The sequence below is a fragment of the Enterococcus sp. MSG3299 genome (assembly GCF_050555765.1).
Classification (GTDB): Bacteria; Bacillota; Bacilli; order Lactobacillales; family Enterococcaceae; genus Enterococcus; species Enterococcus faecalis.
On sequence record NZ_CP187869.1, the window covers coordinates 2241083 to 2267694 of the forward strand.

A 26612-nucleotide genomic window follows, 5' to 3' on the forward strand; every position below is an offset into this window, starting at 1 on the left:
GCCCTCTCTATTTCTCTTTTGAAAATTGTAATGCTAGTGAAGCGGCACCAATGACGCCGGCCTCATTACCTAGCTCTGCTAATTTGATTTTTGTACTATTTCGAACTTGCGGGAAGGTAAATTCTTGGAAATATTTTTCGACACGACTACGTAAAAATTCTCCTGCTGCAGAAACACCTCCACCGATAACCACGCTATCTGGATTTAACGTGTTACCTAAGTTTCCTGTGGCTAAGCCTAAATAGAAACAAACACGATCCACAACCATTAATGCAAAATGATCGCCTTTTTCAGCAAATTCAAAAACGTCTTTACTTGAAACATCTTGTCCATCATCAATCGCTTGTTTCAGTTCAGAGTCACCTGCAAACTCTTCTGATAAATGACGTGCAACACGAACGACACCAGTGGCACTAGAAACGGTTTCTAAACAGCCACGTTTCCCACAGGTACAGTCAAAGCCGTTAGGATCAACCGTCACATGTCCAACTTCTCCAGCACAGCCAGCAACACCGTGGAGCAATTCTCCTGCTGCAACAATGCCTCCGCCGACACCTGTTCCTAAAGTAATAAAAATCACGTCGGGATTATTTTCCCCCGCGCCCTTCCAACGCTCACCTAAAGCGGCAACATTGGCATCATTATCTAAGGCAAACGGAATTCCTAAAGCAGATTCGATTTGTTCTTTGACAGGCTGTACAGTCGTCCAGTTTAAATTATAGGCACCTACAACAGTTCCTTTTTCAATGTCGACACTCCCTGGTGTTCCCATACCAATTCCCACAAAATCTTCTTTTTTCATATTATAAAGATCTATACGGTGACGAATACTTTCAATAATTGATGGCACAATGTGCTTGCCATCTTCTAAAATATTCGTTTCAATACTCCATTTTTGTTGAACAACGCCATCGGTTGTTAAAATAGCAAATTTGATGGTCGTTCCACCTAAATCAATCCCAATAATCTTCTTATCCATTTAGTCGATTCCTTTCTGCTTCCCTCTAGATTCTTCTATTCGATGCTCTCTTTGCAAAATATGCCGGGCCTGTAAATACGTATCTCGGTCTACCAATTGACCTTCATACAATTTTTTTAATTCAATCATCATTAACTCAATATCATAAATCCGTGCACCGACATAAATATACATCCCAAACTGTTTAAAAAGTTGTTGTACATCATATAACGTTTCCATACGAAAACACTTCCTTATTATACAGGTAAACCGTATTTTTTAAAACCCAATAACAGACAAATTACGACAAGAAAAATAAAAATTAACGTGGCCATAATTCGCTCGTGCTTATTAAATGCTTCTTCACGATTTGGAACAGCAAAAGCCGTCGCGACTAATAGTCCACCAATTAGACCGCCAACATGACCCATCATATCTACAGAGCTACTAAACAAGTTAAATAACAAATTAATCACAATAAACATTGAATAGCGTTGCACCATATACATAATCGCTGGATTGTCTCTAAAATGGCGTCCTAAAATAACAAATGCGCCAAACAAACCAAAAAGCGCTGTACTAGCACCCGCTGAGACACTGTTGGGTGTCCCAAAGGCAAAACTGGCGATATTTCCAGCAATCCCACTCAATAAATAAATTCCCAAATAGCGCCAATGCCCATAAATTGCCTCAACCTGTGCGCCGATATAATAAAGAGTAACCATATTCAAAATAATATGCATAAACCCAATGTGAAGAAACATTGGCGTGATAAACCGCCAGTATTCATGATTTTGAGCTACCAGTGGACGAACCATTGCCCCCCAATTAACTAAGTTTAAAATATTTTCTGATCCTCCAGTTAATTCCAATCCAAGGAAAACAATGATTGAAATACCTAAAAGGGCATACGTAATGAACGGCTGATTTTTTAGCCGTTTCAATTTCATTTCTGTTTGATAATTCATTCCATTCCTCCTATTGTATAAATAATTGTTCGATTGGCTGATCAAACGCTTCTGGTTGCCATTGCTCATGGAGTTGTTCACTAAAAACTAAACTACATGAATGGCCCGAAAAATGTTCCAAATAACGATCATAAAAACCACCGCCGAAGCCTATTCGATAGCCAGCACGATTGAAAACAATCCCTGGCACAATCAATAAATCAATCGCTGTAGCTGTTATTTCTGCCGCTGTTAACGGAGGTTCTTCCACGCCAAATGCACTGGTGTCATAAACCGTCTCTGGAAAGACTTGATAAAAGTGCATTTTGCCTCCTTTAAATGTTCGCGGCACCGCCACTTGCTTGTCCTCTTGCATGGCCCGTTCGAAAATTGGCTGTGTTGATAATTCTAGCGGTAATGACCGAATCATTCCGATTGTTTGTGCTTGTTGCCATTGCTGACTAGCAAACAACTGTTCATAGAGACTTGATTCTTTATGTTGTTTAATTTCTGGATGTTGTTTTAGCCATTCTAGGGCAGTTAAGCCCACTTTTCTCAACTTGTTTTTCTCCATGTACACCTTCAACCCCTTTTCTGTTAAGTTTATAGAAAGTGTTCTTAAAAAACAAGCTGATTCCCCTTTTCTCTTTGAAAAATCCCGTTATTTTTCTAACGTTTTTGACGCTTCTTTAAAAAAGTCAACAACCAAATCCATTGTTTCTCCTTTCACTAAATGCCGCTCACCGATTTCCGTTATAAATTGCGTATTTCTCGCATACGTTTTCCCAGACACTAATTGTTCAAAATCAGCCATGTCTTCATAGGGAATTTTTTCATCTTCCGTTCCATGCCAAAACAGCATCGGTCGTTCTTGCAGTCTTTCTGGCGTTTGTGATAAATCGTATTGATGCACCCAACTTAGCAACAGTGGCAAGTCTTTAGGTACAAAAATAGCAAATTCTTTCGCCCGTTGAATCACTCGCTGAATATAGCGCGCCGGATAGGGTGTTCCCATTAAGCAAGCAGCAGCTTGAATCTCAGGATGTTGGGTCATAAGAGCGCTAGTAGTAATACCGCCCATGGATACACCACCCACGCCAATCCAATTTTCTTTAATCAACCCTAATTTATGAAAATGATGGATAATTACTGGAAATTCAATTAAATTATATTGAATGCTACTCCAAAATGTAATCGAAGGAATCGTGGAAATAGGTCCTGTTTTTCTTTCTCCATGGTTCATGGCATCTGGTAAAATGACCCGAAACCCCTCGTGTGCTAATTTTCTTGCTTGTGTTAAAGATAATTCTTTAGCTGATTGCCAACCATGATAGTAAACAATTAAAGGTAATGCTTCGTTTTTTTGCTCTTCTGTTGTCACTTCTAATGCTGGAATTTTTGCTATGTAGCGATGTCTAATACTGATTTTCATTCATGATTCCTCCATTATAAAATATCTTCTCTTATTTTACCGTTTTTTGATAAAACCTGCTCTTTATATGATTTATCAAAAAAATCACAAATATGCGAATTCGCATTTTCCTATTTTATTACTTTCCGTTATAATCATTTTATTAAATACAAAGGGGTGTTTTTATGGTTAAAATTGAGGAAAAAGGTAAAGTAACATTTGGACAAGCTTTTAAAGATTATTTTCGTGGATATGTTGATTTTAAAGGTCGGACAACACGTGCTGGTTATTGGTGGATGACATTGGTATTAAGCATTTTAGCACTTATTTTTTATATTGCCATTGTCGGCAAAGCCGTGTCAGCAATTTTAGCAGCTGAATATTTTGAAACCTATGATTTTGGAAACTTATTACCGTTAATGCTTTTTGCACTTGTTTTATGGTTAGCTTTATTATTACCAACGTGGGCAATGTGTGTACGTCGTTATCGTGATGCTGGGATGACAGGTTGGGGCGTGCTTGTTTTATATCTACTTTCTATTGCCTGTAGCTATACACAAGTTTTCTCTGTTATGTCAACTTTTAAATATGACGTTCAAACAGATACTGTGATAACAGGTGGCAGTCCCGTCTTCTTATTTTTCACTCTTGTGATTAGTCTGTTTTTCTTCTTACTAACAGTCTTACCGACAGATAAACTAACAACAACTAGCCAAAATAGCGTCTTACGCTTCTTCTTCCGTTACAAAGAAGTGAAGTAAGGAAAAGTTTTAAGCCTTTCTTTTAAAAGAAGGGCTTTTTTCTTATTTTAAAATCTTTATGATAAAATAAGAACTAGTCTAGCTAAAAAAATGGAAGGAGAAAATATGGCTACTTTTAAACGGATTCTGAATCTAGAAAATTATATTTTTACTTTTTTTATTTTATTTGTCTTTTACGGCGCAATTAACTCTCCCTATTCTCTGGTAAAAATTCTTTGGGAAAAGCCTAAGCACTTGCTTGTTTTACTTCCTCTATTAATTATTCTATTGTTGATTATTTATAAAAACAAAAAATTTCTTTACACTAAGATTCAAGCGCTCTGGCACTTAATAAAAACCCATGATCGTGTGGTTATTATTGGTAGTTTGATCAGTTTATTTTTACTACAACTTTTACTCCTGACGCAGATTACTGTGCCGATTGGCTGGGATGTTTTTGATAACTTTCATAGTATTACCACTGAAAATAGGGATTATTCAAAAATCGTACTTTCTTTAAACCCCAATAACGAATTTTTCTTTTTCATGATGTATTACCTGAATAAATTTTTGCGTTTCATTGATGTAACAGGGAGCTGGAGCAATACTTGGTTTAGTTGGCAAGTGGTTAATTGCTTGTTTATTAATAGCAGTTTATTTCTCTTTTATCATGCCTCTAAGCGTGTCTTTAATCCATTAACGGCCTTCGTTGCTTATAGTTTATTTTTTCTTTCTTTCGGATTGTCTCCATGGTTACTCACGCCTTATACAGATACGGCCGTCTTATTGTTCATCAACCTAGTCTTTTTTGCATATAGCCTTTTTGACCAAGTTTCCCCTCCCTTCGTAAAATATTGTTTATTACTGTTTATTGGAATTGGCTTAGCTTGGTGTTTTTTAATGAAACCTTCGTCTATAATCTTTTTTATTGCATTTAGTTGTATAAAAGTGCTGCAACTTCTTTTAGTAAATCGGAACAAACAGTCTATCGTAAAATTAACCGTGGTTGCTCTCTTTTTACTGACTGGTTTCGCCAGCGCATATTATAGTTTTCAATTTTTTGTGGAAAAACAAACGATTACGGAAATCGATAAAGAACAAGCCAAACCTTGGACACTTTTTGTAATGATGGGTTTGACTGGAACTGGCGGTTACAATGATGCAGATACACAAGCAGTAAATCAGTTGCCTACACAAGAAGCCAAAAAAGCTTATACCATAAAAATGATTCAAGACCGTTTAAAAAATAAAGGATTCTTCGGTTATCTTCGTTTTCTGGCTCAAAAAAATCGTCATAATACTGCCAATGGTGATTTTGACTGGGGTTGGGATGGCGGTGATTTAATCCCAGAAACACCTTCTAAAAATCGTTGGCAAGAACACTTGCGGTCACTGTATTATCCGCAAAATCAAAAAAGTAACTATCTACGAATTTATATGCATTTTTTCTATTTACTCACATTACTAGGTCTATTGTTCAGTATCCCTCTAAAAGATTCAAAAAATAACTACGCGATTTTAAAATTAGCTTTCATTGGAGCTATTCTGTATTTATTGCTCTTTGAAGGCGGCCGCTCTCGCTATTTAATCCAGTTTATGCCGTTTTGGTACTTGTTATCAGCGAGTGGTTGGCTGGGGTTGAGAGAGATTCGAAGATACAAAAAAATAGTAAAATAGAAAAGAGGATTGAGTTAAAAATGAAAAAAAGTTTGCTGGGGTTGATTGTTTTTTTATCCTTACTGACCCTTACTTCCTGCAGAAATAAAGTGACCACAAAAGAGCTAATGGCAAACGAGTGGGCCGTAAACTCCAACGTTGATGAAGTAGTAATGATTGTATCATTCAGCGAAGATACCGCTACTTTCAAAATCAATACAGATGAACACACATCAACTGCAAAAAATGAGTTGGAAAAAGCAGGCGAAGAATTAGGTAAACAAATTGCAAATAAAATAGAATACAAAGTCAAATACCATCTAAAAAACAATCAAATTCGTTGGGAAAATGAAGGAAAAGAAGTAGCTTACAAGATAAAAAAAGAAAAGCAAAATCTACTTTTCACTCCTACTAAGACAAACAATTCTGATAACCAAACAAAACTAGTTTTGAAACCTTACACAAAGAAAAGTATTGATTCTTCCACTCAAAAAGATAAAACGGAAGAAACCAGCTCTAATTATCAAAACGTCTCATCTGAAACAAACCAATCTACCTCTTCATCTACTACTAAAGAACCGCTGCCACAAGTTAGCTTAGCTGATTTTATAGGCGGTTGGGGTATTCCTCAAAGTGATAACTTATTTTTTATAAATGCTGACGGAACACTCACTAGCATAACTCAATCGAATGTTCCTCTTCAAAATGTAAGTTTTTCTGTGGATGAGAATGGTAATCAAACAATGACGTTTCTTTTGAATAATATGCCCCGAACAGTAACGAAAAATAATGATGGTACTTTAACTGTTAATGGACAAATATACACTTATCTAGGTAATATTACGTTGGAACAATTAATTGAAAGAAATAATCAAACTCAACAAGTTTTTGAACAATCTGAACAGCAACCACCACAAAACTCTGATTCTAGTGAACAAATACAAAATTCTAAATCAGACCAACCTATATACGATACGGTACGAAGTGGTGAAGGTGGGCGACAGTTAGCCGAAAGAAATGGTTTAACCTTGGAAGAATTATTAGCGTTAAATCCAGGCATTGAAACTTCTGTTTTTTATCCTGGTCAGTCATTACGAATTAAATAGAAATTTAGGTATACTAATAGATAATAGTCTATAAAAGTAGAACTGGACCATCTACCATTTACTTTGGGATACCAGTTGATGGCAATAGGTTTGACGAAGTGGAACTAGACCTTGTACCTACTGGCTCGGCAAAAATTGCGACATTTGATATAGCAGTTGGGCATTGATTAACAGCATGCATATAATTTGATAATATGGAATATAAACAAAAATGTCTAAGGAGCCTAACATTCTTTCAAGAAAGAATGTTAGGCTCCTTTTATTCAGACAATTTCAGCCACTCCTTGCGATTGCAATAGGACATAGTTTTTACAAAGACAAAATGATAAAGCAAACCGTAAGCTAGCCCCAACATATTTAACAAAATTCTTAAGTAAAGACTTGTTTCTAGCCCAAATATCATAGAAGCTGCCATGATAGCACCAACACAATTAAAAATCGTTTTACTTTTATAAGATGTGCATAAGCCTAAACAAAGTCCTCCTAAAATACCAAGTAGGTTCGTTGGTATATAAAATAACAAGATAGCCGATACTAGAGAACCAATAACGACCCCTATTATTCGTTCTTTTGCTCGTTCAGACAATTTAAACGTATCATACCCAGAAAATAATGACGAACTAGCAAATGTTGCCCACATAAAGCGGTCAATCTGAAGGTGCGTTCCTATAAAAAGTAATAAGCTAATGCCTAAAGCGTAATAACCAAACCAAATATTTCTTTGATTAAAAAAACCATTTTCTGTAACCATCTGTATAAAAGTAATCTCTTGATCCAACTTTTTATGTTTCATATGATAAACAAAAGCTAAAAGTAGATAAGCAAACACTAATACAAAGAAAGTTTGTTCTAATTGCTGAAACGATTGATAGTGAACCGTGCCAACTAAATATAAGTAGGAGAACGTATACAAGCCCGGATTACCCATTTTAGGGTTTTTACCAGTTAAGAAAAACAATGCCAGCAAGCAGATAAAATGAAGACCCCATTGTAAAAATGATACAGAAATCAGTGAAATTAGTGGACTAACACCTAGAATTGTTAACACGATTCCTAAACTAAGCAAGGCCTGTTTTTCCCTGTAGCCATATGAGACGAAACGGATACTCAACAGCAAACAAAATAATACAATTGAAAAAGGCGCTACAGCTTTTCCAAAGAAAAAAGTAATCGTCGACACCCATAAAATCGCAAACGAAACTAATAAGATATCCCTTATTAACAAGGCGCGCCAAAAATATCTCCGCTGTTTTTTAGTGTCCGCTTGATGAATTTTTTGTTTTAAAATAAATGAATCTAACTGCAATAATTGATAAAAAGTCACCTAAAATCATCTCCTAAAAATCGACTCTTCTCAATTCATTATTCCAACTTTTCCTTCTATGAAATCAGAAGAAAAGTAGTTGTGACGAACATTTTACTACAACTTTTTTTCTGAATCAATACATGCTTTATTTCTTAATTCAATACCTCTCCCGATACGATTTGCTTACTTCATAAAAAATAAGCCTAGAAAAAATCAAAACGATTAATTCTAGACTCAAAATTAAATAACTGTTGAACAAAAGCTAGCGCTTTTTTACATAAACTTTTCTAACAGATCCATTTCTTTTTCTAATTCTTTTTCATCATACTTGTCATACTTACCAGCTTCGTGTGCAATTTTTTTAATCTCATGAATGGCTTTTTTTTCAACAATCCATTTCTTCATACTATGTTTTTTTGTATCCTCATCTAGCGAGCCCAACTCTTCTAAACTTGCATCCAATTTGTTCAAAACGTCTGCAATTTTTGCTAATGCTTGCGCTTCTTTTTCTTCATAGTTTGACATAATAGACACCTCTTCTTAAGTATTTTTCTACTTTAAGTGTACGTCTCTGTCGTTTTATTTGCAACTAATAACTCAACTGCTTCTCAGTACGGAGGATAAGGGATTCGAACCCTTGCACGATGTTACTCGCCTAACGGTTTTCGAGACCGTCCCCTTCAGCCAAACTTGGGTAATCCTCCCTCTACATTCCATCTACAAATGAACATGTAATGAATCTATAGATAAAAAGCCTAGACCCTTACACAACAAGGATTCTAGGCTCTATCTAACTAAATTATTTAGTTTCACGGTGTAATTTTTCTGCAACACCATATTTAGACAGACTAGAACTCACAAGGGTTTGCGTAATATTATTTTAATTCAAATTAGCAAAATAGACTATAACAACAAGATAAAATCTACATCAAAAAATTAAAAAAGGCAAGCGAATAGATATATAAATCATACCGAATAAACAAAAAAAGCTCTACTTCCCGTGATTGAGAAGTAGAGCTTTTAATTTATCTATTCAGCACCGTTAACACTAAGGTGCAGATACCTAATAAAGTTAAACTAAATGATAATAGTTCTTTCTTTTGCAAGCTCATGTTTTTCTTCATCTCGTTAATTCCCTTTAACACTATTATAGCGACGACAATAAAAAGTATATAGTACGTTCGCATACCTGAAGCCCAAACAGTAGGAGAAAAACCCATAATTAATCTTGAACAAAAACCCATCATCATTAACACTACTAAAAAAACAGCAGATTTTTTATCATCAAAACTTATATAAATTCCTATAATTAAACATAATAATAATCCCAAAACTATAAAAGTAGCTACCCAAGTTCCAGGGTGATAAATTGATAGTTTAGTTCCAAATCTTGTAAAGATATTCCCCAGATTGTTGCTATTCCAAATCATTGATCTTTTATTTCCATTGACATAAGTAAAACTTTGTCCCATTGTGTTTCCGAAAAAAGTAATCAAATTTAGAAAAAGCGGCAATGCGGTTAATATACGTATATAATAGTTCTGACATTTCTTATAAGATAGAAAGAATAATATAAAAAAGAGTAATAAAAATAAAATATTCGTGTCTAAAAAAAACGGTTTTCCAAATGATGATATACCAAGGTCTAATTTATTCACAAAGTTAAATTTTTTGTATTCAGGAAACCATTTATTAATTTCATGAGCAGCCCGCAATGTGTTCCCTGGGGCCGTCAAAGAAAAAAATAATTCCACTAAACTTATTATGGAAAGCGCCGATAACTTATAATTATAATTTCTTCTAAATAATAAATACAAACTTACTAGACTAGTTAAAACAAAAAAGCATACGTTAACTTGCTCTTGGTTAGCAGAGAATATTAATAAAGGAATACTTATACAATATATTTTTTTGCTTATTTCTTTACCGCTTAACACTTGAAAAAAAGGGTAAAAAGCTAGCAAACCAAAAGCTACTGGCCATTGGTAATTTAACGTAGTAGCGATCCAACCAGTTTCCCCCATTATTGTTAAAGGAATTAGACAAAATATAGAAAAAACTAGTAGCAAATTTTTAGAATATAACTTGTTGAAAACATATTTGCAAAGCAATACTATAGAACCTGTCATTATCGTTGAATTTAATAATTTCCATAACATAAGGTGTTTAGAAAAAAACATCAAGAATAATTCAATAATAACTCTTGAACTCCATGTTTTATAATGTTCTATTGAAGCACCCAAATATCCTAATTTATCTAATCTATTTACGTAAACTAAGTCATCAGCTCTCACTGTCGGCATATACATATTAAAAAGAAAAAAAACAACCCAAATTCCTATAATCAGTAAAGTTAGTTCTTTATTATTTTTTATTTTCCTAGAATGTTTCTTCAAATTTTATGCTCCTTCCCATATTCACCAGCAAAGTATACCATAACTTGAAAATTTACTTAAGACAAATTTTAATTTTTTAGCATTCAATGATATGTATATATTAGTATAAATGAAAAAAGACCTACCTCTCACAAAGAGAAGTAGGCCTTTTACTTATTTCTTAATAGTTCAACGTTTGACCCGGATAAATCAAGTTAGGATTTGCTAATTCGTTTAAAGCTGCCAATGTTTGATAAGTCGTGCCAAGTTTAGCCGCTATACTTGATAAATTATCACCCAACTGGACTGTGTAAACATTACTTGTTGCTGATCCATTTACTTTCAAAACTTGTCCAGGGTAAATAAGGTTTGGATTAGCCAATCCATTTAACGAAGCTAAAGTTTGATAATCGGTACCGTATTGGTAAGCAATGCTTGATAATGTTTCGCCATGTTGAACTATATGTGTTGTTTCTGGTTGCTTATCAGGGACAACTGTTGCATCTGGTAATAGTTCAATATCACCTTTGCTAATCCATGACAAAATGCCTTCTAGCAATACTCTGCTTCCAGTTGCTTCTTGCACTTTATAACTGTTTCCTTTAACCCAATCTGGAATAGCTTCGCCAGTTGCCCAAGCATCAACACTAAATTTCACTTTGACGGTATCGCCAACTTTAACATCAGAATTAGGTATTTTTTCAATTTCTTCGCCTGCATCTGTTGCTGGCGTATCCGTTTCTGGTTTATTTGTATCTGTATAACCACTATCCGTAATTCCTGTTAAATCTACGTTACCATCTAAACCACCTGCAATATAAGCGGATGTGAATTGCCAAATGCCAATACCATCCATGCTTGGGAAATAAGCATACAATGGATATGGTGACACACCATCGATAGGATACGCAGCAATCCATAAAGAGTTAGGAAACTCTTTGATGATTTGTTGATAGTTTACATGATTTAGTGTAAATGGCTTATAGCTGTAATACATTGGAGTATAGCCAGCCTGTTTTATTCTGCGCATACCGTACAAAATTGTCTCTGTATTTGCTGCTTTTTCGGCATCTGAACTTACATATCCTCCATATCCATCTGGAACACTAGCCAACGCTCCATGTTCAAAATCTAATGCAACGATGGAATTTTTAGGCGTTTGAATACGTGGCAAAAAGTAATCCATTGTTGTTTTCGCAATGTCCATGTTTCCCCAAGTGTCATACCAAATATAGGTATGCGCACGTTTACCTTGGGCAATAGCACTTGCTACTTGCGTTTTATATGTGTATTGTTCATAAATACCGCTAGCATTGTAGCCACCAATCTGGGCAATAGCGAATTTATCATGTGCGTAGCCAAAACGACCTTGTTCCCCCTGATAAATAGCCCAGTCAACGCCTTGGTCACCTTTTTCAGCAAATACATTCAAAGGCATAAAAAATAGAGCGACTATCGCTCCTACTAAAATTTTGTTTTTCATTCGTTTACTCCTTGTCTTTTAAATTATATGCTGATACACCTGTTACTACTCCTAAAAATGCTGACACAGCATTAATAGTTAACACTGCTTTATCTGCGCCGACCCACCCATATAGGTCGCCAAGAGCAGAAACTAAAACAGAACTAGCTGGAAGTACAGTAAGTACTCCCCATTTAATTATTTTGTAATACTTGTCTGGTAGTATCATTTCTAAATTCCTCCTAAGTATTTCGTGATTAAATAAACAGCAACAGAAACACCAATTCCTGCAATTGTCCGCCACGTCCACTTTTGATTCTCTTTTATTTCCGCAATATCGCCTTCATTGTTTTTGGCCATTGAGAGTGCTATGTCTGCTTTCTCTCTTAATTGTTCATGATTATCCAACTTTGTTTCAATCCGTGCCAAACGATCGACGATTTCAATTAAAGGCTCATCTTTCAAGTTATCGTCTCCATCCCTCTTACAATAAAACCGTCTAGCTTTCGCTAAACGGTTCTCCTGTCATTTTAGTAAATTCATCTTCTGTAATACAACTAGGCACAAATTCTGCAACCTGCTCTGGAGTAAATAGCCCCCAATCATACATCAGTTTAATGTCATCATATGAATACATTATTTTGCACCTCCGATTTGTTCTTTTATCGCATCAATTTCTTTTGTATTTTGAAGCGAAGTAAGCATCGTCTTAGAATTGATTTGTGCAAGTGATTCTGCTTTAGCAGTTAGCTTTTCATTTGCTTGTTTTAACTCACTGTTTGAATCTTCTAAGGCACTCGCAAGATTTTCTAACAAATTCAATTTTTTTGTATAATCCTGTGTCACTGCTTCTTCCCATTTCTGTTCTGAAAAGTTATAAAATTGAGATTGTTCATTCACTAAATTTTCTAGTGGTTTCTCCTCTACAAATGGTAATGCTACAACATAATCATCTTGAACTTCGAAAATTTGAAATCCTACTGGGTAGATTACTTTATATATTTTTTTCATTTTATTATCCACTCCTATTTACGACGCATAACGCCGATTTCTCTAAAAACAATTTTTTTATTTGCTTCATTTAATGTGTTTGCAGTATCTCCTGTAATCACTAAAGATGTACCAGATTTAGAAATAGATATTTTTTTATACGCTATTGTTGGGTCTGCTGAAGCAGAACCTACCCATGCAACTGCTGGTAGTTCGTATTTTAATTTCGTAATATTCGGAGTAACTGGTATTGAGTGAACAATACCGCCACCGTTATCGTTGTAACGCGAGAAAATCAAAACAATTTCATCCACATTGCTGCTATTTGAAATTGTTACTGATTGAGATTCTGTCAAATAAGCTCCAGTGCCATCCCAGTAGTCTTTCACCACCTCATAGGTCGGTTTTGCATTAACCGATACAGATTTACCGCCGATTTGAATCCCATCTTGAAAATTCTTTGTCCCTAAAACAGTCTCATTTCCAAAGGCCTTTACTAATTTTCCTTCCACGCCGTCAATAGCATCTGCATGTGTTTTCATATACTTTACAACACCATTTTCTTTTAGCTGAACGATATCTGCCATTACGCTTCACCTACCTTTTCAAATGTAAAAACAGGTAATGCATCCAATTTTGCTTTATCCGTTTTAGACATTAAACCGTCTTTTTCAGAAGTTGCATTGCTAGGAAGCGTTGGAATAACAGTTGTGTCTGGCAGTGCTTTTACATCAGAAGCAGTTAAAATAACTTCACCTGTATGACCATTTACAGACGACACAGTGCCTGCTTCAGCACCACTAATTTTTCCATCAACAAATTCATTTAATCCAACAACGCCAGCTGTACTAGTTTGTACATCAATAGCTACGCCGTCTTTTTTCACTACATATAAATCAGGCATTTATTTCTTCATCTCCTTTTACTTTTTCAAACTCAACACCAGAACCACCTAATTTTCCAGTTTCATAATCAGTTAAAATTATTTTGAACTTTTCATATTCTTCTTGAGAAATCATAATCCCATCGCTAGGTAAATCTAAGTCTGCACGCGTAATAATCACTGCTCCAGTTTTTCCGTTAACAGATAAAACTTTTGTCTGTCCGCTCATTATCTCTGATAAACCAACGATTGCTGAAAAATGTGTAATAGGAAAAAACTGACGTTTAATCCCATTTTCATCAGTTTCCATCATTCTTTTAGCATCAACCATTGTCTACACCTTCAATCGTAAAAACATTTTGTTTTGAATCATCAACTGTCGCTATAATTAACGCCCCTTCTTCAATTGGATGATTAACTGTTCCCAATACTTCAACTTCATGATTCTTAGAAAATGAATCATCCTCTAAAATTTCTAACGTGTTTACATTACCGTATTTGATAGTGTATAGCCGTTCCTCTAACCGATGATACAAATAGTTCATATCAGCCAATAAACGCTCAGAAAGTGAATTATGACGTACTCCTTGAATATCTACACGTGCATCCATTAATTCAGCTAACATTGTGCCACCTGGATCAACAGTTTTTAAAATATCCTTAATTGATTCAAACCACATTAGATAATCTGATTCTTGGCCGTTTCGCCAAGCTTCAAAAGTATCTTGTTGATTTTTACGCCATTTTTCAAACTCTTCTTTTCTAGCGTTCATCCACGCTGTGAAATCGCCCTTGTTTTCATTAATAAAAGCAGTCATATCAGCTATCAAATCCTCGATTGACTGCCAATATGACCACATTTCACCTTCTGTTTTAGAAGCAGCATTCACTACAAAGTAAGAAAAGTTTTGCGTTGCACCAATCAGGTTATCACCTTTATGAATACTGAAATATGCTTCTTGTCTGTGTAACGACTGCATAGAATATTCATCAAAGGTATACTGAATAATCCCTTTTTTGGCATTCACAATTTTTGCTGAACGTTGAATCGGATATTTATTATCAATAACCGATTCAAAAAAAACTTCGCAACCTGTTAAATCAAGTGGCAAAGCATTTTCAACTAGTATGGCTTCTAAGACTTCTGTGTTTCGATTTCCTTGTCGTACATTCTGAATCCCAATGTAATTGTAAGGTTCAGTTGTACTTAGCGTTGCTTGCCATTTAACCATTGAAAAATCCTCCTTTCGTTATTTTGGTGGAATAACAATCGATTGAATAGAATTAGCAAAATATAATCGGTCATATTTTGCGACAATTTGCCCTTGCTCGGCGTTCTGTTCTATGGTTTGGATACGTCCGTTATTTAAGCCGTAAATCACGCCCGTGTGACCATATGTTGGGTCTACTGTCCAACCTGTTCCCCATTGGCCACCTCGTCTAATATTGACGATTGCTCCTACCACTAAATCTTGATACGTTGGATTTTGGATTACTCGCCAACCTACCGCATTCCAATCATATGCTTCACCAATATCTGCAGCAGATGATGTATCACCAATTACATGTGAAAAGCCATAAATTGTTCCTGCACCTAAACCACAGCCGCCCATAAAACCAGAATATTCGGCTGGAACGGCATAACATTGCCCATTACCAAGCCATTTGCCCATTAAGGTCTCCAAATGTTCTATGCCAGCTTTTCCTGTTGCAGTAGAAGCTTTCAAATCTTTGAATTTGTCATACCATGCTTGTGCATAGGTTTGTCTTTCTGGGTGCGCTGCAGCTGGACGTTCAAAGTTTAATTCAAACGCATAAGCAGCGGTTTTAGGCGAGCTAACAACTTTAAATTCATCAACTGTTAATGGACTTACTTGTCCTAACCATTGCCCATTGAACATACACCAATTAATTAATTGAGCTTGAGCTAATGACGTCCTATAGTCTTGTTTGATACCTGCAGCTGCGATTAAGCGTTGTACATATTCTCGACCATTCCAAGTTGGGGCGCCTACCAATGGATACGCTGAACCATCCCATTGAACCCATCCGTAAGCTGGACCGCCTATTTGCTCGGTATCTGGGTTCATACTTGGACCAACTTCTCCTTGTACATTTCCAAGGATACCTGCAGCAGCTGCTTTGCTGTATCCGTTAGCTAATAGGTAACTCCATAAGTCCCAAGCAAATTTATCTGCATCGCTTGTAACTTCGGATGGATAACCACCTGTACCAGCTCCAGAACCGCCACCACCATTTTGACCAGGTATAACTTCTTTGCCATTTAAAAATAACTTTTTAGCGTGAATCGTACTATCCTGACCATCTATTCCAATAAAATAAAAATCATTTCCCAAATGAAATTGCTGTCCCCCTGCAATAGCTATTCCAGTACCTTTTTTATTAGAAAAACCAATAACGTTGGTCTTTGGATCATCACCAGTTATGAGAAGTGAGTTACCATCTTTTATAACTGGATTTCCGTTTTCATCTCTTAAATCAGGAAAAGGATTTCCTTTCGTACCAATTGTCCCAATATGACTAGAGCCATTCCAAAATTCCATCCCTTTTTTAGTCAATTCCATGATTTTTTTCTTATTGTTCCAAATTTGCAAAGCACCAGCTACTAATTTTAGTACATCGCCTGTTGCATTATTAAAGCTTGTTTGTAAAACATTCGCGTTAATAATGCCCACTTTAATAAAATCAGCAACGATTTCTCCCTTAGAAGTCATAGCAAGTTCGAACGGACCATTCACGCCGTTGGAGGAATAACCCAAACCATTTAAGTTCCAGCGCCACACACGTTTTGCAGTAGCTACTTTGTTTTTGTCCATGATAAGAATTTCAGACGGGGCTTTTTCTGGACGAAAAACGACATGTCCACCACTGTTTCCAGTAATCCATGCCGTTGCATTTAAAACATTTTGTACTAATGTTTCTGTCCGATTATCAATTTTTTGTTTTAGCTCTTGAGTTTGATTATTTACTGTTGAGGTGTAAAGTGATAAATCATTCCCCAAAACAATATTTTTAAATTTACCTAAAGTCGGAAACCAAGTATATTCCACCATGCGCTCCGTTACTTCAATATCGACTTCTTTTGCTCGCACGTGTACTACATCACCAAAATGCAAAGAAGAAAGCTCTTCGTACATGTCTTCATATTCCAAGGTGTGTTCTAATGCTACCATGCTAATAGTGTGCGTTACTTTTGGTTCATGAATACGGTCTTTATCAAACAATGACTGGCCCCATTTTTTAAGCTCATCAACTGTTTTACATTCCGAATTTTCACGTTTTCCAATTCTTCGGTTACTATCATTTACACCAGCAATTTCTAAAAATCCATACGTGATTGGCTCTTTATCTTGGTCATAATCATTGTCTGGCACGCCACCGATAAGAAAGAGACTATTTATAATTGATTCGTCGTCAAAGTCCTCATCTATAGCTTCCAAATTAACCCCAAAATCAATTCTAAAGCCATTGTCCGATCCAATTTGTTTAACCAGTTTCAAATTAAAGTTATCCATCTCTAATTCTCCACCAGTAACACCTGTTAAATTTTGGTTGCCATTGTTAGAACCAATAATTGCATCGATTGGACCTACTTGTTTTGCTGTAAATTGATGTGTAGTACCGACATTCGACAAATAACTAAACCGTTGCTTAAACGTTAATGCAGCTTTTAAATTGTTCATGATTTGCGTGCCATTTCCGTTAGCAGTAAATGAATTAATAATGAAATTCTTATTTGCCATAAAACCAATGTGTCTTGCTGTCACTGAAACTGACTGCAGATTTTTTTTAATATTGTAAATCTCAAAATATTGATATGACCCATCTTCAACTTGTGCCTTTAAAAAGTTTCCCTTTTTTAAGTACGAGCGATATTGGCCATCTCTTGCATAGTTACCATAGAATCGATACGCACCATTTAACACACGGTTAATTTCTGGTAAATCTTGCCAATCTGGCAAAGCCATTCCGTTATCATTTAAATTTTCAGGAATAGCCGTATATGCATAAATAAAATTTTGTGTCATAAATACGCGCTCCTATTCCAAAACTTAGCTTCTGTGAAATTTCCTGATATATTTAATGTATTTTGACCAGGATTCGTTTTTATCCAACTACCACGAGTAAACAATGGTAGCCCTTCTTGTATTACTTTTCCTTTTTCGTTATCAATAGTGACGATTCCTGATTGTGTACGCAAAATCGTTAGTGAGTTACTACCAATATTTAACGTAATATCGCCACCTTTTGAATTAATTTCGATATAAGGAAAAGCGTTTTCATCACCGTGATCAGTAATTTCAATTGATTTTGTTTTAATCACTTTTGGTTGTTCGTTTACTTTTCTTTTAAACGGTTGACATCTAAATTCAATGTTAAAGGTATAAAAAACACCCCATTCATTTTTGAATGAACTTGGTTTACTCATTGTACAAATAGCATCTAAATATTTATCTTCATCATTGTGAGTAATAAGTTTACTTTTACCAGTTAACCATCTTTTGGCTGCCGCTAAATTTTCATATGGAATAGTTACATCTTCAATTTCATAATCAAAGGATTCATAATCATTGAACGTTTCATTAAATTCACCACTTCTTCCGATAATCGAATACGTTTCATATCGTTTATTTGGTAAAACCTCTGACAGCTCATTTTCGATAATACACCCCATATCACGAACTGCATTCAAATCTTTCCAAATGAAATTGGGTTCATCAGGATTCATAAAAATCACGTTGGAACACCTCCTAAGTCATAGAAAGCTTGCGCACTTGCTTTATAAAGCTTGCGATTCATTCGATCTAATTCACTCGGATTATTTGCATCTACTTGGCCAATATGAACATGTTGCTCAATAGTGTTGCCACCTTTCAAAGCACCACCAATTCCACGAGCTTTTTCTTCTGGTGACAATGGAGTTACTGTTGTCTTGCCGTTTTTAGCGGTTAATAGTTCAGGACCAGCTTCACCAACAATGGCTTGACCATTTAGAATCGTTCCACCTTCTGCTAAATAAGGAATTTTTCCAATATGAAATCCTTTACCGCCAATTCCTGGCACCCATTTAGGTATTTTTATATTGTTTAATCCACCAATAAATCCATTGATTAACGTAATCATGGCATTGATTGGGGCTTTAGCTACTGCAGCGATACCTTCAAAAATACCACCAAAAATATCAACAACACCTTGCCACGCTCTTGACCAGTCTCCAGTAAATACTCCCGTTACAAAATCAACGATACCGCCAAAAATACGCTTAATTGCATTTACGTAATCGCCAATAATTTTTGCAGCCCCATCCATGGCACCACCAATAAATCCTGTGATGAAATCAAAAGTAGATTTTGTCGTATCTTTCAAAACATTAAATACTCCAACCACAATATCTTTAATTACTTTAAAGGAGGTATTGATAAAATCCCTAAACCAACCGATTTTATTATATGCAACTACAATTGCAGCTACCCAAGCGGCAACCGCCGCAATTACTAAACCAATTGGTGACGCAATAAAAGCAATAACTGGAATCAAACTACTAATGGAACTAGCAAGTGTTCCTAAAACTACTAATACTGGACCGATAGCAGCGGCGATTCCTCCAATTACCACAATTAACTGTTTTGCGTTTGGAGATAAATTCGTAAACCATTGTTGTAAATTTTTTAACCATTCAGTTAGATTTTGCAGACTAGGAGCCAATACTCCTAAAATAGTTTGCCCTAAATCATTTAGAATTAATTTGATGTTATTCATTGCAACTTTTGCTTGGTCAGGGGGATCTTGCATATCATCAAATGTTTGATCTAAAGCTCCACCAGCTTCTTCTAAGGCTTTTACATACTCATCAACTTCAAAACGACCACCTTTTATGGCATCGGCTAAATCTGGACCTGCTTTTGAGCCAAAAGCTTCAATTGCAAGTGTGGTAGCAGAAGCAATGTCAGGCGCATCTTTTATTTGTTGCATAACTTTCTTAAATTCTTCTCCTGAATTTTTTCCTTCTTTCCCCCAGTTACTGATTGCTTTTTTCATACCAGAAAATGCAATTTCAGTATTAACACCAGCTTTTTCCCAACCAGCAAATAAGGCGATTGCATTTTTAGTATCAATGCCCAATGCACGCATTGGAGCACCATATTTCGCTAAGTTTTCAGCTAATTTGTCTACACTAATACCAGACTTTTGACCAGCAACTGTTAAATAATCTAAAACCTGATTATATTTATCTGCTTCAATACCAGCATCACCCATAGCCCTTGTGACTAATTGAATAGCTCCTTCTACATCAGTTTTATTTACTGTGGCAAATTTTAAAAAATCATCAGAAGCTTTTTCTAATTTTTCACCAGTAAAACCAAGTCTTGTATTTACTTCACCTACTGCAATACCAACATCTTCAAAACTATCAGGAGCATTAGCTGCTACATTTTTGAATGATTCCTGTAACTTTTCTAATTCTTTCCCTGTAGCTCCAGTTTTAGCCGTTACAGTATCCATTCCTTCATCAACTTCACTAAAAGCTTTTATAGAAGCTGTACCGATCCCTACAATTGGCGCTGTCAATCCAATACTCATTTTTTTACCAACTGACTTCATTTTGTCACCAGTTTTTTCTATTTTGGCAAGTTTTTCAGCTGTTTTTACTGATAAATTACCTTGTTCTTTCAAAGCTTCATTGGTACTTTCCAATGCAGAACGCAGTTTATTTTCACCTGTTTCGGATTCCAATAAACGTTTATACAGCTTTTGTGATTGCTCTGAATATTCACCAGTTTCTTTTACTGATTTTTCGTATTCTTCACGTAATAATTTTGTTCTTTGTTCAGCTAAAGATAATTGTTTTTCTAATTTTTTCTTTGTAGCTGTTAGTTTTTCAGTTTGAGTTGCATTTTTATCCATTGCGGATACCTGGTTTTTGTACTCGGTAGCCGCTAAGTTCATTTCTTTATTAATGTCTTTAATTGTTCGTGAATAGTTTATTTCCCCATTCATCTTAAAATTTAAGACAACATCGGATTCTTTCTTTGACACGTTAGCGCTCCTTTCCTACCACCAAGGACTTTTATCCATTGTCACACTTCTAGGTGGTTCAAACTCCGTATTACTTACTAACCACTGAATATATGACTTAAGCCACAAGTTGGGAGTTGCTTTTAAAAAGAAGTCCTCACTCCATCCCAAAAGAGTGAGAGCTACATATAAATAAAAAGCCCACGGCGTTCCTATTTCCGTTGAGGCTTTTTCTTTTGATTTTTCCTTTTTTTCGGAGTTTGATAATCTTGTGGCTTCTTGGATTTTTTTAAGTCTTCAACTTGAAAATTCTGCTTTGCAAATACTTCCATGCATGCACCATAAATCTCAACAATTGTGGCACTCATACCTAAAAACTTAAAAATGGTTTCTGGCGTTTCTTCCAATCCACCAGTTCTTAGCATGCCATAAATCAACGCACGCATAATTTTTAAATCAGAAGCTGATAAATCTTTTGATGAAATACGACCACCGCTTTTGTTAATCATTTCATTCATATCTGCTTCAAATTTTGAATAGTCATCATCATAAACATCAGCAATATACTCCATTGTTTCCATTGTTAACAAAATGGGAAACTGATGCCCTTGAATAGTAACTGTGGGTGTATCTGAAATAACAATCCCATAATCCGCTAATTTTGCCATTAGTCACTGCCACCTCCACGTGAAGGGCCTACTAGTTTCTTCCATTGTTCTTCGTCATAAACAGGTTGTGCGATAAATTTTTCAAATAGTTCTATTGAAGCACTATCCCGATTAGAATCAAAACTTGAATACATAACATTATTGTATGTTAAACCAGTTGAAACAAAGTTAGCAGTTACATCATCAATTTTGGTTTCATCTTCTGCAGTAGTGTATTCTTCATCAATAACATTTGATAGCTGCGTTTTAGGATACCAAACAGCTTTTTTTCCACCATTTTCAATATTTCCGATAAACCCAAAGGCAAAATAAGGAAATTCTCGCGCAGTGTTTTTACCAAAAGTCACTCCACTTTGAGCGATTAATCCTTTTATTTCATCCATCACCGCAATAGGAATGCCCACATGATCTAGCGCAATTTCATGTTTCGTTTCACGACTTACGCGTCGGAACATTTTACTTGATGCCCATTTTTCTAAAGCTGTTCCATTCCCTTTAATTCCTAATTTTGTGGCTATTGGCAAACGAACAACTTCGCCAAATGCTGGTTCTGTACCTACTGCATCTTTTGTGGTCATCATGGCAATTAAGATGTCATCTAAGCCTTCAAAATAATATACATCTTGTTTTCCCAATTTACTCATCCTTTCCATAAATCTAATATTTGTTGAGTCATAATTTTTTCAATTTGATCTTTATTTTGTTCAAATGTTCCACTGGCAAAATGTTGCGCTTTTTGATTTACTGTTCCGTTTTCAGCGAATCGCCAGTAAAAGGCTGTATCTTCAAAAGCTACTTGTACTTCATCATCTTTAATATTTACTTTCACTTGATCAACCATGTGCTTCTTTTTTAGAAGCGATTTAGGTATATTGGGTAGTAATTTTTCCATATAAAAATTAGCTGCAGTGGTTAATGATTCTATTGATAATTTTGTCGCATCTACTTGCGAAAGCTTTCCTAAATAGTCTGCCATATCTGCAAAACCATTATTATTTTCCATCTTCAATACACCTCACATATGTGTAAAAATTTGTCACAGTATCATCATTTTCATCGCCTTGAATGCCTACAAAATCAGTGTAAGGAATACCAGCTTCCTCCAATGCATTTTCTAAAGCAATTAAATCCTTTTCAGTACCTGTTGTATAAAAAGAGATTTGATAGTAGGGCATTCGTCTATGCACTTTAGACGATGCCATTTTTTTACCTTGACTAACATTTGAATAAACAATATATGGATAGTCCGTTTCTTTTTCCGCTTTATCACGTGTCACAGGTACGCCTACTGTTTTTAGCGCTGCCCTTAATTTTTCAAAACTAATCGACATAAACCAAACTCAACTCCATTTCTCGTTTATCCATATTTGTGTAAATACGAGTGATTTTATAGGTCACAGAATCGATTCTAACAGCGCTAAACTTTTCTGTGATAGATTTATCCAATCTCACTTTAATCCGTCTGACAACGTCTGTTTTGGCTTGCTGTGAAAGATATTTTTCTTGTGCAGTTACTCCAATATCTTCGTACCATAAAAGCCTGTTAAGTTTATAAGTTGTAACTACTTTATCGTTCGAATCTGTTTCTTCTTTTACATTTAGCAAGTCCGCTTTCCAACGAAACCTATTCGTCTGCCTCTTCGGCATGTTGAATCACTCCTTGGATGATAAATGGCGTGATCGCATTCAACGCCTTATCTAATTCATCTTCTGAAACACGATATTCATAAGCAATACCAGCAACCATCAAAATTAAATATTCTTCTTGCCCTCCAGTTGCAGTTTTTACATAATTTTTTGCCATATTTAAATAAAAAGAGAGCATGGAATCATCCATCCCCTCTTCAAAATGAATATGTGCTTTGAATTTTTCTTCTAAAGATAATGTTTCAGCTTCGTTATTCACATTAACCACCTACTGGTTTTGTAATTTCATAACGATAAACAGCTGGCTCGAATGGTGAGTAAACTAATTGGCCATCTAACAAATTATAAATTTGGAAACCAACTTGATTTTTTCCAGAGAATTTTTCAACCAATTTTTGAATTTCTAACGCTCCAATAACTTCTTGAATTTTGAAAGCAGAAAAATCACCAAAATATAATACTGGTGTATCTGGTTCACCTTTTTTATCTGCTGCATCGGTCCAATCAACTGGATAACCAACTAATTGATAACCAATACCACCTTCTGCTTGCGTGAATGGTCGTAACAATGGGAATCCATCATCTGTTTTCATTTTTTCAATAGCAGTTAAAGCTGCACGATTAATAATAAAACGACCTTTTTTCATTACTTCTGTTACTGGTGTATTTTTAAATTCAATCAATGCATCATATAATTTTTGACCAGCACCTGCAGCTGTTAAATCTACAGGTTTTTCAAATGCAACAGCTTTTTTAGCTAAAGCTCCTGGGTTTTCATTTCCTGCATCGTCGCCATTAAACATATAATTAATTTCTTTGCGAACATATGCTTTTTTCAATTCTTCTACAACAATATCTTCTACTGGCACACCAGACATTTTTAATAGTTTTTTCGTTACAGTTGCCAATGCATCAAATTCTGCTGGATCAAGTAAAATTTCATCAAATTGAATCGCTGTTTCAGTAATATCTGTCGTACGTTCTTTTTTGTTTACATTAGCCTCTGCTTTTTTCACAAGAATTGGATACTTCACATCGCCAGCCGTGCGAATCACCGTTCCGTATTTACGCAATAAGTTTTCTTCTTGAGCATAAGAAATCACTTCTGATGCAATCACTTCTGGTACTGTCACTGAACCATTGCCTGTTTCAATACCTAATGAACGTGCTTCACTTTCTGAAATATTACCAACAACGAAATCGGCAAATGCTTTACGAATTTGTTTTTCACGTTGTTCATTAGACATCGCATTTCTAGCCTCCATTCCTTCATGAATTGTGCGTAACAAGCCATCACGCTGTTCTTGACTAATCATGCCGCCACGATTTTCTTCATTTTTATCATTGTTATTTTCGTTCGTATCTTTCTCACGATCTTCTTTATTTTCATCATTATTATCGGATTTGGCGGTTCCATCATCGCTTTTACCGTCACCAGATTCTGAATTATCATCCCCTAATTCAGCTTTAATGGCTTTTAATTCATCGATTAAACCATCAATTTCTTCATTAACTGAATCTAAATCTGCTTCACGCACTTCTCCAGATTCAATTTTGCCTTGTAAATCACTTAATCGTTTCTCGTGACGAGCTTGTAATTGACGCAATAATTCTTTGTTCATAATAAATTCCTCCTACGCTTCAAGCGCTGTTTTAATTTTTTCAATTAATTTTTTTCTAGTTTTAATATCTTGCTTCATTTCTTGTTTGTTTCTTGCTAGTGCTGCTTCTGTATCTTCGTAAGCAGGCAAAGAAACAATAGAAACTTCATACAATTCGACTTCATGGATAGTTCTTAAAACTGGGTCTGAACTATAATCCCAAGTTTCTTCCGTTGGATAAAAACCAAAGCTACACTGATTAATGTCCCCACGTGACATTGATTGAATCAAGTCATTGGCAACAGTTGTATTGGGCAACTCAACTTCAAATCGTAGTCCCTTATCATCTTCTTCAAGTTTCAAAGTTCCACTTCTTGTGCGCCCTAATACTTTGCCCCAGTCATGATCGAATAAACAACGAACATCAGAATTTGACAAAGCACGACTGAAAGCTCCAGGCTTAATCACTTCATTTAGGCCTTCCCATAATTCTGTTGGACTATTAAACACCGCCGCATAGCCAGTAACAATCTGTGTTTGACTATCTTCTTCGCTTCTTGTTTTAAGGTTTGTGATGTCAAATGTCCGAATTTCCTGTTTCTTCATTCTTACCACCTCCCTTCAAGTCATCCTCTGTTGTCAATGAGTTATCGGTAGCATTCTTTTTGCCGATTTCCGTTAAATCATTTGAAATATAGACGGCTTGTGTTGCTTTAGTATTTTGTCTAGGAAAACCAAGCATTTCTGCCACATTATCAGGACTGGTAATACCAGTTCGAACAATGTTGTACCCAATATTTGTTTTGGTGGAATAAGGTACAAAGTCCAAAATATTAATTTTCCATTCCACTCGATAACCAGAATTAGGCACAAAAAAAAGAGCCGAGTAATGCTCGCTCTTATTTTTTAATATTGGTTTAATTGCTTTGTTGTGCAGATACATCATTGCTTTTTCAATATCTGTTCTCATTAATGCTTGATAAGTATTTACATCTATTCCTAAAAATTTTCCTAGGTCTTTTTTGTAAACACCCAAATAATTAAGAATAGCTGCATCATCAATTGGGCTTTTTAAAGTATCAATTGAGTATCCTTTGCCCAAAGGAATCATTTTAACTGAATGACTATCATTATCTTGCGTTTCTTCCAACTGATTTAAAATAGCTTTTACTATCTTTTGTTGAGCGCTGTTATTTGGATTGATATGCGCATCCAGCTTTAACAAGAAAGCGAGCAAACCGCCTTTCTTATATTTTTCTGTCAAAACCTTTTCAGCACTTAAAACACCTTCTAGTGTGCTTTTTGCAAGATCAATAATTCCAGCACCTTTTAAGGAATCCACACCAATATTTTTTATATGACGAATCATACTCCCTGGTATTGGTTGGCCATTCATTGAAAATTTTTCAATCAAACGATCATCTAATTTCGTTTGAACACCATATCCTAAATGTAACTGGTCATTATCTGTAATAGGAAAAGCTTCTCCATTGATTAACAATGTATTTGTTTCAAGCTTTGCAAATTCAAAACCAGTTAAATAATCATTAGGATTTTTCAATATGTTTAGCAAGAAATGGTTTTTGACTTCTTCGCCATCAGGGCCAATTACTACTGGCTCTGCTAGTGCAACTTGATTAGAAATATCTTGTACCAATTCATAAACATCAGACGATTCCATAATAGAAGAATCGTTAACAAAACGTTGTGAATATCTTGTTACATTGCCATAAATATCTTCAATCCAGCCACGCTTTTCCAAAAATCCATAGACTGCATTTGAAAGTCTATCTCTTAGCTTCAAAATCTCACCACCTTTCTATT

The 26612-nt window shown here is 35.4% G+C and carries 32 protein-coding genes and 1 tRNA gene; 3 read left to right on the forward strand and 30 right to left on the reverse strand.

The annotated features are described in order from the left end of the window. Positions 1–7: 7 nt before the first annotated feature. The 5 genes from IGL23_RS10855 to IGL23_RS10875 form a co-directional block, all read right to left on the reverse strand. Positions 8–979 carry an ROK family glucokinase gene (locus IGL23_RS10855; RefSeq protein WP_002356333.1) on the reverse strand — a complete coding sequence of 324 codons (972 nt, stop codon included), beginning with the start codon at positions 977–979 and terminating at the stop codon, positions 8–10. After that, positions 980–1198 (reverse strand): YqgQ family protein, encoded by a 219-nt coding sequence (locus IGL23_RS10860; RefSeq protein WP_002356332.1) that lies wholly within the window; start codon positions 1196–1198, stop codon positions 980–982. Positions 1199–1215: 17 nt separating this feature from the next. Further along, a complete protein-coding gene (locus tag IGL23_RS10865) occupies positions 1216–1926 on the reverse strand; it encodes a rhomboid family intramembrane serine protease (protein WP_002362481.1) in 711 nt (236 codons plus the stop codon). A 10-nt stretch (positions 1927–1936) separates the two neighbouring features. Then, a complete protein-coding gene (locus IGL23_RS10870) occupies positions 1937–2479 on the reverse strand; it encodes a 5-formyltetrahydrofolate cyclo-ligase (protein WP_033595531.1) in 543 nt (180 codons plus the stop codon). Between the two features lie 87 nt (positions 2480–2566). Then, positions 2567–3337: an alpha/beta fold hydrolase gene (locus IGL23_RS10875; RefSeq protein ID WP_002356329.1), complete on the reverse strand. Its 771-nt coding sequence runs from the start codon at positions 3335–3337 to the stop codon at positions 2567–2569. 164 nt (positions 3338–3501) lie between these two features. Between IGL23_RS10875 and IGL23_RS10880 the strand changes: the two genes are divergently transcribed. From IGL23_RS10880 to IGL23_RS10890, 3 genes are all read left to right on the forward strand, one after another. Then, positions 3502–4077: a DUF805 domain-containing protein gene (locus tag IGL23_RS10880; RefSeq protein WP_002379789.1), complete on the forward strand. Its 576-nt coding sequence runs from the start codon at positions 3502–3504 to the stop codon at positions 4075–4077. Positions 4078–4167: 90 nt separating this feature from the next. Beyond that, on the forward strand, positions 4168–5733 hold the full coding sequence (locus tag IGL23_RS10885) for a membrane protein (protein WP_033595533.1): 1566 nt from the start codon (positions 4168–4170) through the stop codon (positions 5731–5733). A 353-nt stretch (positions 5734–6086) separates the two neighbouring features. Then, on the forward strand, positions 6087–6818 hold the full coding sequence (locus tag IGL23_RS10890) for a DUF4950 domain-containing protein (RefSeq protein WP_411146543.1): 732 nt from the start codon (positions 6087–6089) through the stop codon (positions 6816–6818). Between the two features lie 259 nt (positions 6819–7077). On the opposite strand, the gene IGL23_RS10895 is transcribed toward IGL23_RS10890, so the two are convergent. The 25 genes from IGL23_RS10895 to IGL23_RS11015 all read right to left on the reverse strand — a co-directional run bounded on the left by IGL23_RS10895 (position 7078) and on the right by IGL23_RS11015 (position 26592). Then, positions 7078–8142 carry an FUSC family protein gene (locus IGL23_RS10895; protein ID WP_033595535.1) on the reverse strand — a complete coding sequence of 355 codons (1065 nt, stop codon included), beginning with the start codon at positions 8140–8142 and terminating at the stop codon, positions 7078–7080. Positions 8143–8397: 255 nt separating this feature from the next. After that, positions 8398–8649, reverse strand: a complete 252-nt coding sequence (locus tag IGL23_RS10900) for a hypothetical protein (RefSeq protein ID WP_002382470.1) — start codon at positions 8647–8649, stop codon at positions 8398–8400. Between the two features lie 89 nt (positions 8650–8738). Next, positions 8739–8828: transfer RNA gene (locus tag IGL23_RS10905), tRNA-Ser, on the reverse strand. Between the two features lie 321 nt (positions 8829–9149). Next, positions 9150–10520, reverse strand: a complete 1371-nt coding sequence (locus IGL23_RS10910; protein ID WP_002415466.1) for a DUF6056 family protein — start codon at positions 10518–10520, stop codon at positions 9150–9152. Positions 10521–10680: 160 nt separating this feature from the next. Further along, positions 10681–11982, reverse strand: coding sequence for a LysM peptidoglycan-binding domain-containing protein (locus IGL23_RS10915; protein WP_048958170.1), 1302 nt, complete (start codon positions 11980–11982; stop codon positions 10681–10683). Between the two features lie 4 nt (positions 11983–11986). Further along, entirely contained in the window at positions 11987–12190 is a 204-nt protein-coding gene (locus IGL23_RS10920) for a phage holin (protein ID WP_048942171.1), read from the reverse strand. A gap of 2 nt (positions 12191–12192) precedes the next feature. Beyond that, positions 12193–12426, reverse strand: a complete 234-nt coding sequence (locus tag IGL23_RS10925; RefSeq protein WP_002367247.1) for a hemolysin XhlA family protein — start codon at positions 12424–12426, stop codon at positions 12193–12195. Positions 12427–12460: 34 nt separating this feature from the next. After that, the gene (locus tag IGL23_RS10930; RefSeq protein ID WP_033779884.1) at positions 12461–12598 is read right to left on the reverse strand and encodes an XkdX family protein; all 138 of its coding nucleotides are present in this window, start codon (positions 12596–12598) and stop codon (positions 12461–12463) included. Beyond that, positions 12598–12972 (reverse strand): hypothetical protein, encoded by a 375-nt coding sequence (locus tag IGL23_RS10935; protein WP_048942172.1) that lies wholly within the window; start codon positions 12970–12972, stop codon positions 12598–12600. Before IGL23_RS10935 ends, IGL23_RS10930 begins: the two co-directional genes overlap by 1 nt. Positions 12973–12986: 14 nt before the next feature. Next, positions 12987–13538 carry a hypothetical protein gene (locus IGL23_RS10940; RefSeq protein ID WP_048942173.1) on the reverse strand — a complete coding sequence of 184 codons (552 nt, stop codon included), beginning with the start codon at positions 13536–13538 and terminating at the stop codon, positions 12987–12989. Continuing rightward, positions 13538–13855, reverse strand: coding sequence for a hypothetical protein (locus IGL23_RS10945; protein WP_002383822.1), 318 nt, complete (start codon positions 13853–13855; stop codon positions 13538–13540). The genes IGL23_RS10940 and IGL23_RS10945 overlap by 1 nt, the downstream gene beginning before the upstream one ends. After that, positions 13848–14165, reverse strand: a complete 318-nt coding sequence (locus tag IGL23_RS10950) for a hypothetical protein (protein ID WP_048942174.1) — start codon at positions 14163–14165, stop codon at positions 13848–13850. Before IGL23_RS10950 ends, IGL23_RS10945 begins: the two co-directional genes overlap by 8 nt. Beyond that, positions 14158–15066 (reverse strand): phage baseplate upper protein, encoded by a 909-nt coding sequence (locus IGL23_RS10955; RefSeq protein ID WP_129194706.1) that lies wholly within the window; start codon positions 15064–15066, stop codon positions 14158–14160. Before IGL23_RS10955 ends, IGL23_RS10950 begins: the two co-directional genes overlap by 8 nt. A gap of 18 nt (positions 15067–15084) precedes the next feature. Then, positions 15085–17883 carry a phage tail tip lysozyme gene (locus tag IGL23_RS10960; RefSeq protein ID WP_430619653.1) on the reverse strand — a complete coding sequence of 933 codons (2799 nt, stop codon included), beginning with the start codon at positions 17881–17883 and terminating at the stop codon, positions 15085–15087. After that, positions 17880–18593: a phage tail protein gene (locus tag IGL23_RS10965; RefSeq protein WP_002367255.1), complete on the reverse strand. Its 714-nt coding sequence runs from the start codon at positions 18591–18593 to the stop codon at positions 17880–17882. Before IGL23_RS10965 ends, IGL23_RS10960 begins: the two co-directional genes overlap by 4 nt. Then, complete coding sequence (locus IGL23_RS10970) at positions 18590–20893, reverse strand: phage tail tape measure protein (RefSeq protein ID WP_002367256.1); 2304 nt, start codon at positions 20891–20893, stop codon at positions 18590–18592. The genes IGL23_RS10965 and IGL23_RS10970 overlap by 4 nt, the downstream gene beginning before the upstream one ends. 191 nt (positions 20894–21084) lie before the next feature. Next, a complete protein-coding gene (locus tag IGL23_RS10975; protein WP_002367258.1) occupies positions 21085–21540 on the reverse strand; it encodes a hypothetical protein in 456 nt (151 codons plus the stop codon). Further along, positions 21540–22184: a major tail protein gene (locus IGL23_RS10980; protein ID WP_029739094.1), complete on the reverse strand. Its 645-nt coding sequence runs from the start codon at positions 22182–22184 to the stop codon at positions 21540–21542. Before IGL23_RS10980 ends, IGL23_RS10975 begins: the two co-directional genes overlap by 1 nt. After that, a complete protein-coding gene (locus tag IGL23_RS10985) occupies positions 22181–22543 on the reverse strand; it encodes an HK97-gp10 family putative phage morphogenesis protein (protein ID WP_010711252.1) in 363 nt (120 codons plus the stop codon). Before IGL23_RS10985 ends, IGL23_RS10980 begins: the two co-directional genes overlap by 4 nt. Continuing rightward, on the reverse strand, positions 22533–22871 hold the full coding sequence (locus tag IGL23_RS10990; RefSeq protein WP_002367262.1) for a hypothetical protein: 339 nt from the start codon (positions 22869–22871) through the stop codon (positions 22533–22535). Before IGL23_RS10990 ends, IGL23_RS10985 begins: the two co-directional genes overlap by 11 nt. Next, the gene (locus tag IGL23_RS10995) at positions 22861–23187 is read right to left on the reverse strand and encodes a phage head closure protein (RefSeq protein ID WP_002367263.1); all 327 of its coding nucleotides are present in this window, start codon (positions 23185–23187) and stop codon (positions 22861–22863) included. Before IGL23_RS10995 ends, IGL23_RS10990 begins: the two co-directional genes overlap by 11 nt. Beyond that, on the reverse strand, positions 23165–23455 hold the full coding sequence (locus IGL23_RS11000; protein ID WP_002385660.1) for a head-tail connector protein: 291 nt from the start codon (positions 23453–23455) through the stop codon (positions 23165–23167). The genes IGL23_RS10995 and IGL23_RS11000 overlap by 23 nt, the downstream gene beginning before the upstream one ends. Continuing rightward, positions 23448–24809 carry a phage major capsid protein gene (locus tag IGL23_RS11005; RefSeq protein ID WP_002367264.1) on the reverse strand — a complete coding sequence of 454 codons (1362 nt, stop codon included), beginning with the start codon at positions 24807–24809 and terminating at the stop codon, positions 23448–23450. The genes IGL23_RS11000 and IGL23_RS11005 overlap by 8 nt, the downstream gene beginning before the upstream one ends. A 12-nt stretch (positions 24810–24821) precedes the next feature. After that, entirely contained in the window at positions 24822–25394 is a 573-nt protein-coding gene (locus IGL23_RS11010) for an HK97 family phage prohead protease (protein ID WP_002393805.1), read from the reverse strand. Next, positions 25366–26592 carry a phage portal protein gene (locus IGL23_RS11015; protein WP_002388450.1) on the reverse strand — a complete coding sequence of 409 codons (1227 nt, stop codon included), beginning with the start codon at positions 26590–26592 and terminating at the stop codon, positions 25366–25368. Before IGL23_RS11015 ends, IGL23_RS11010 begins: the two co-directional genes overlap by 29 nt. Positions 26593–26612 lie beyond the last annotated feature (20 nt).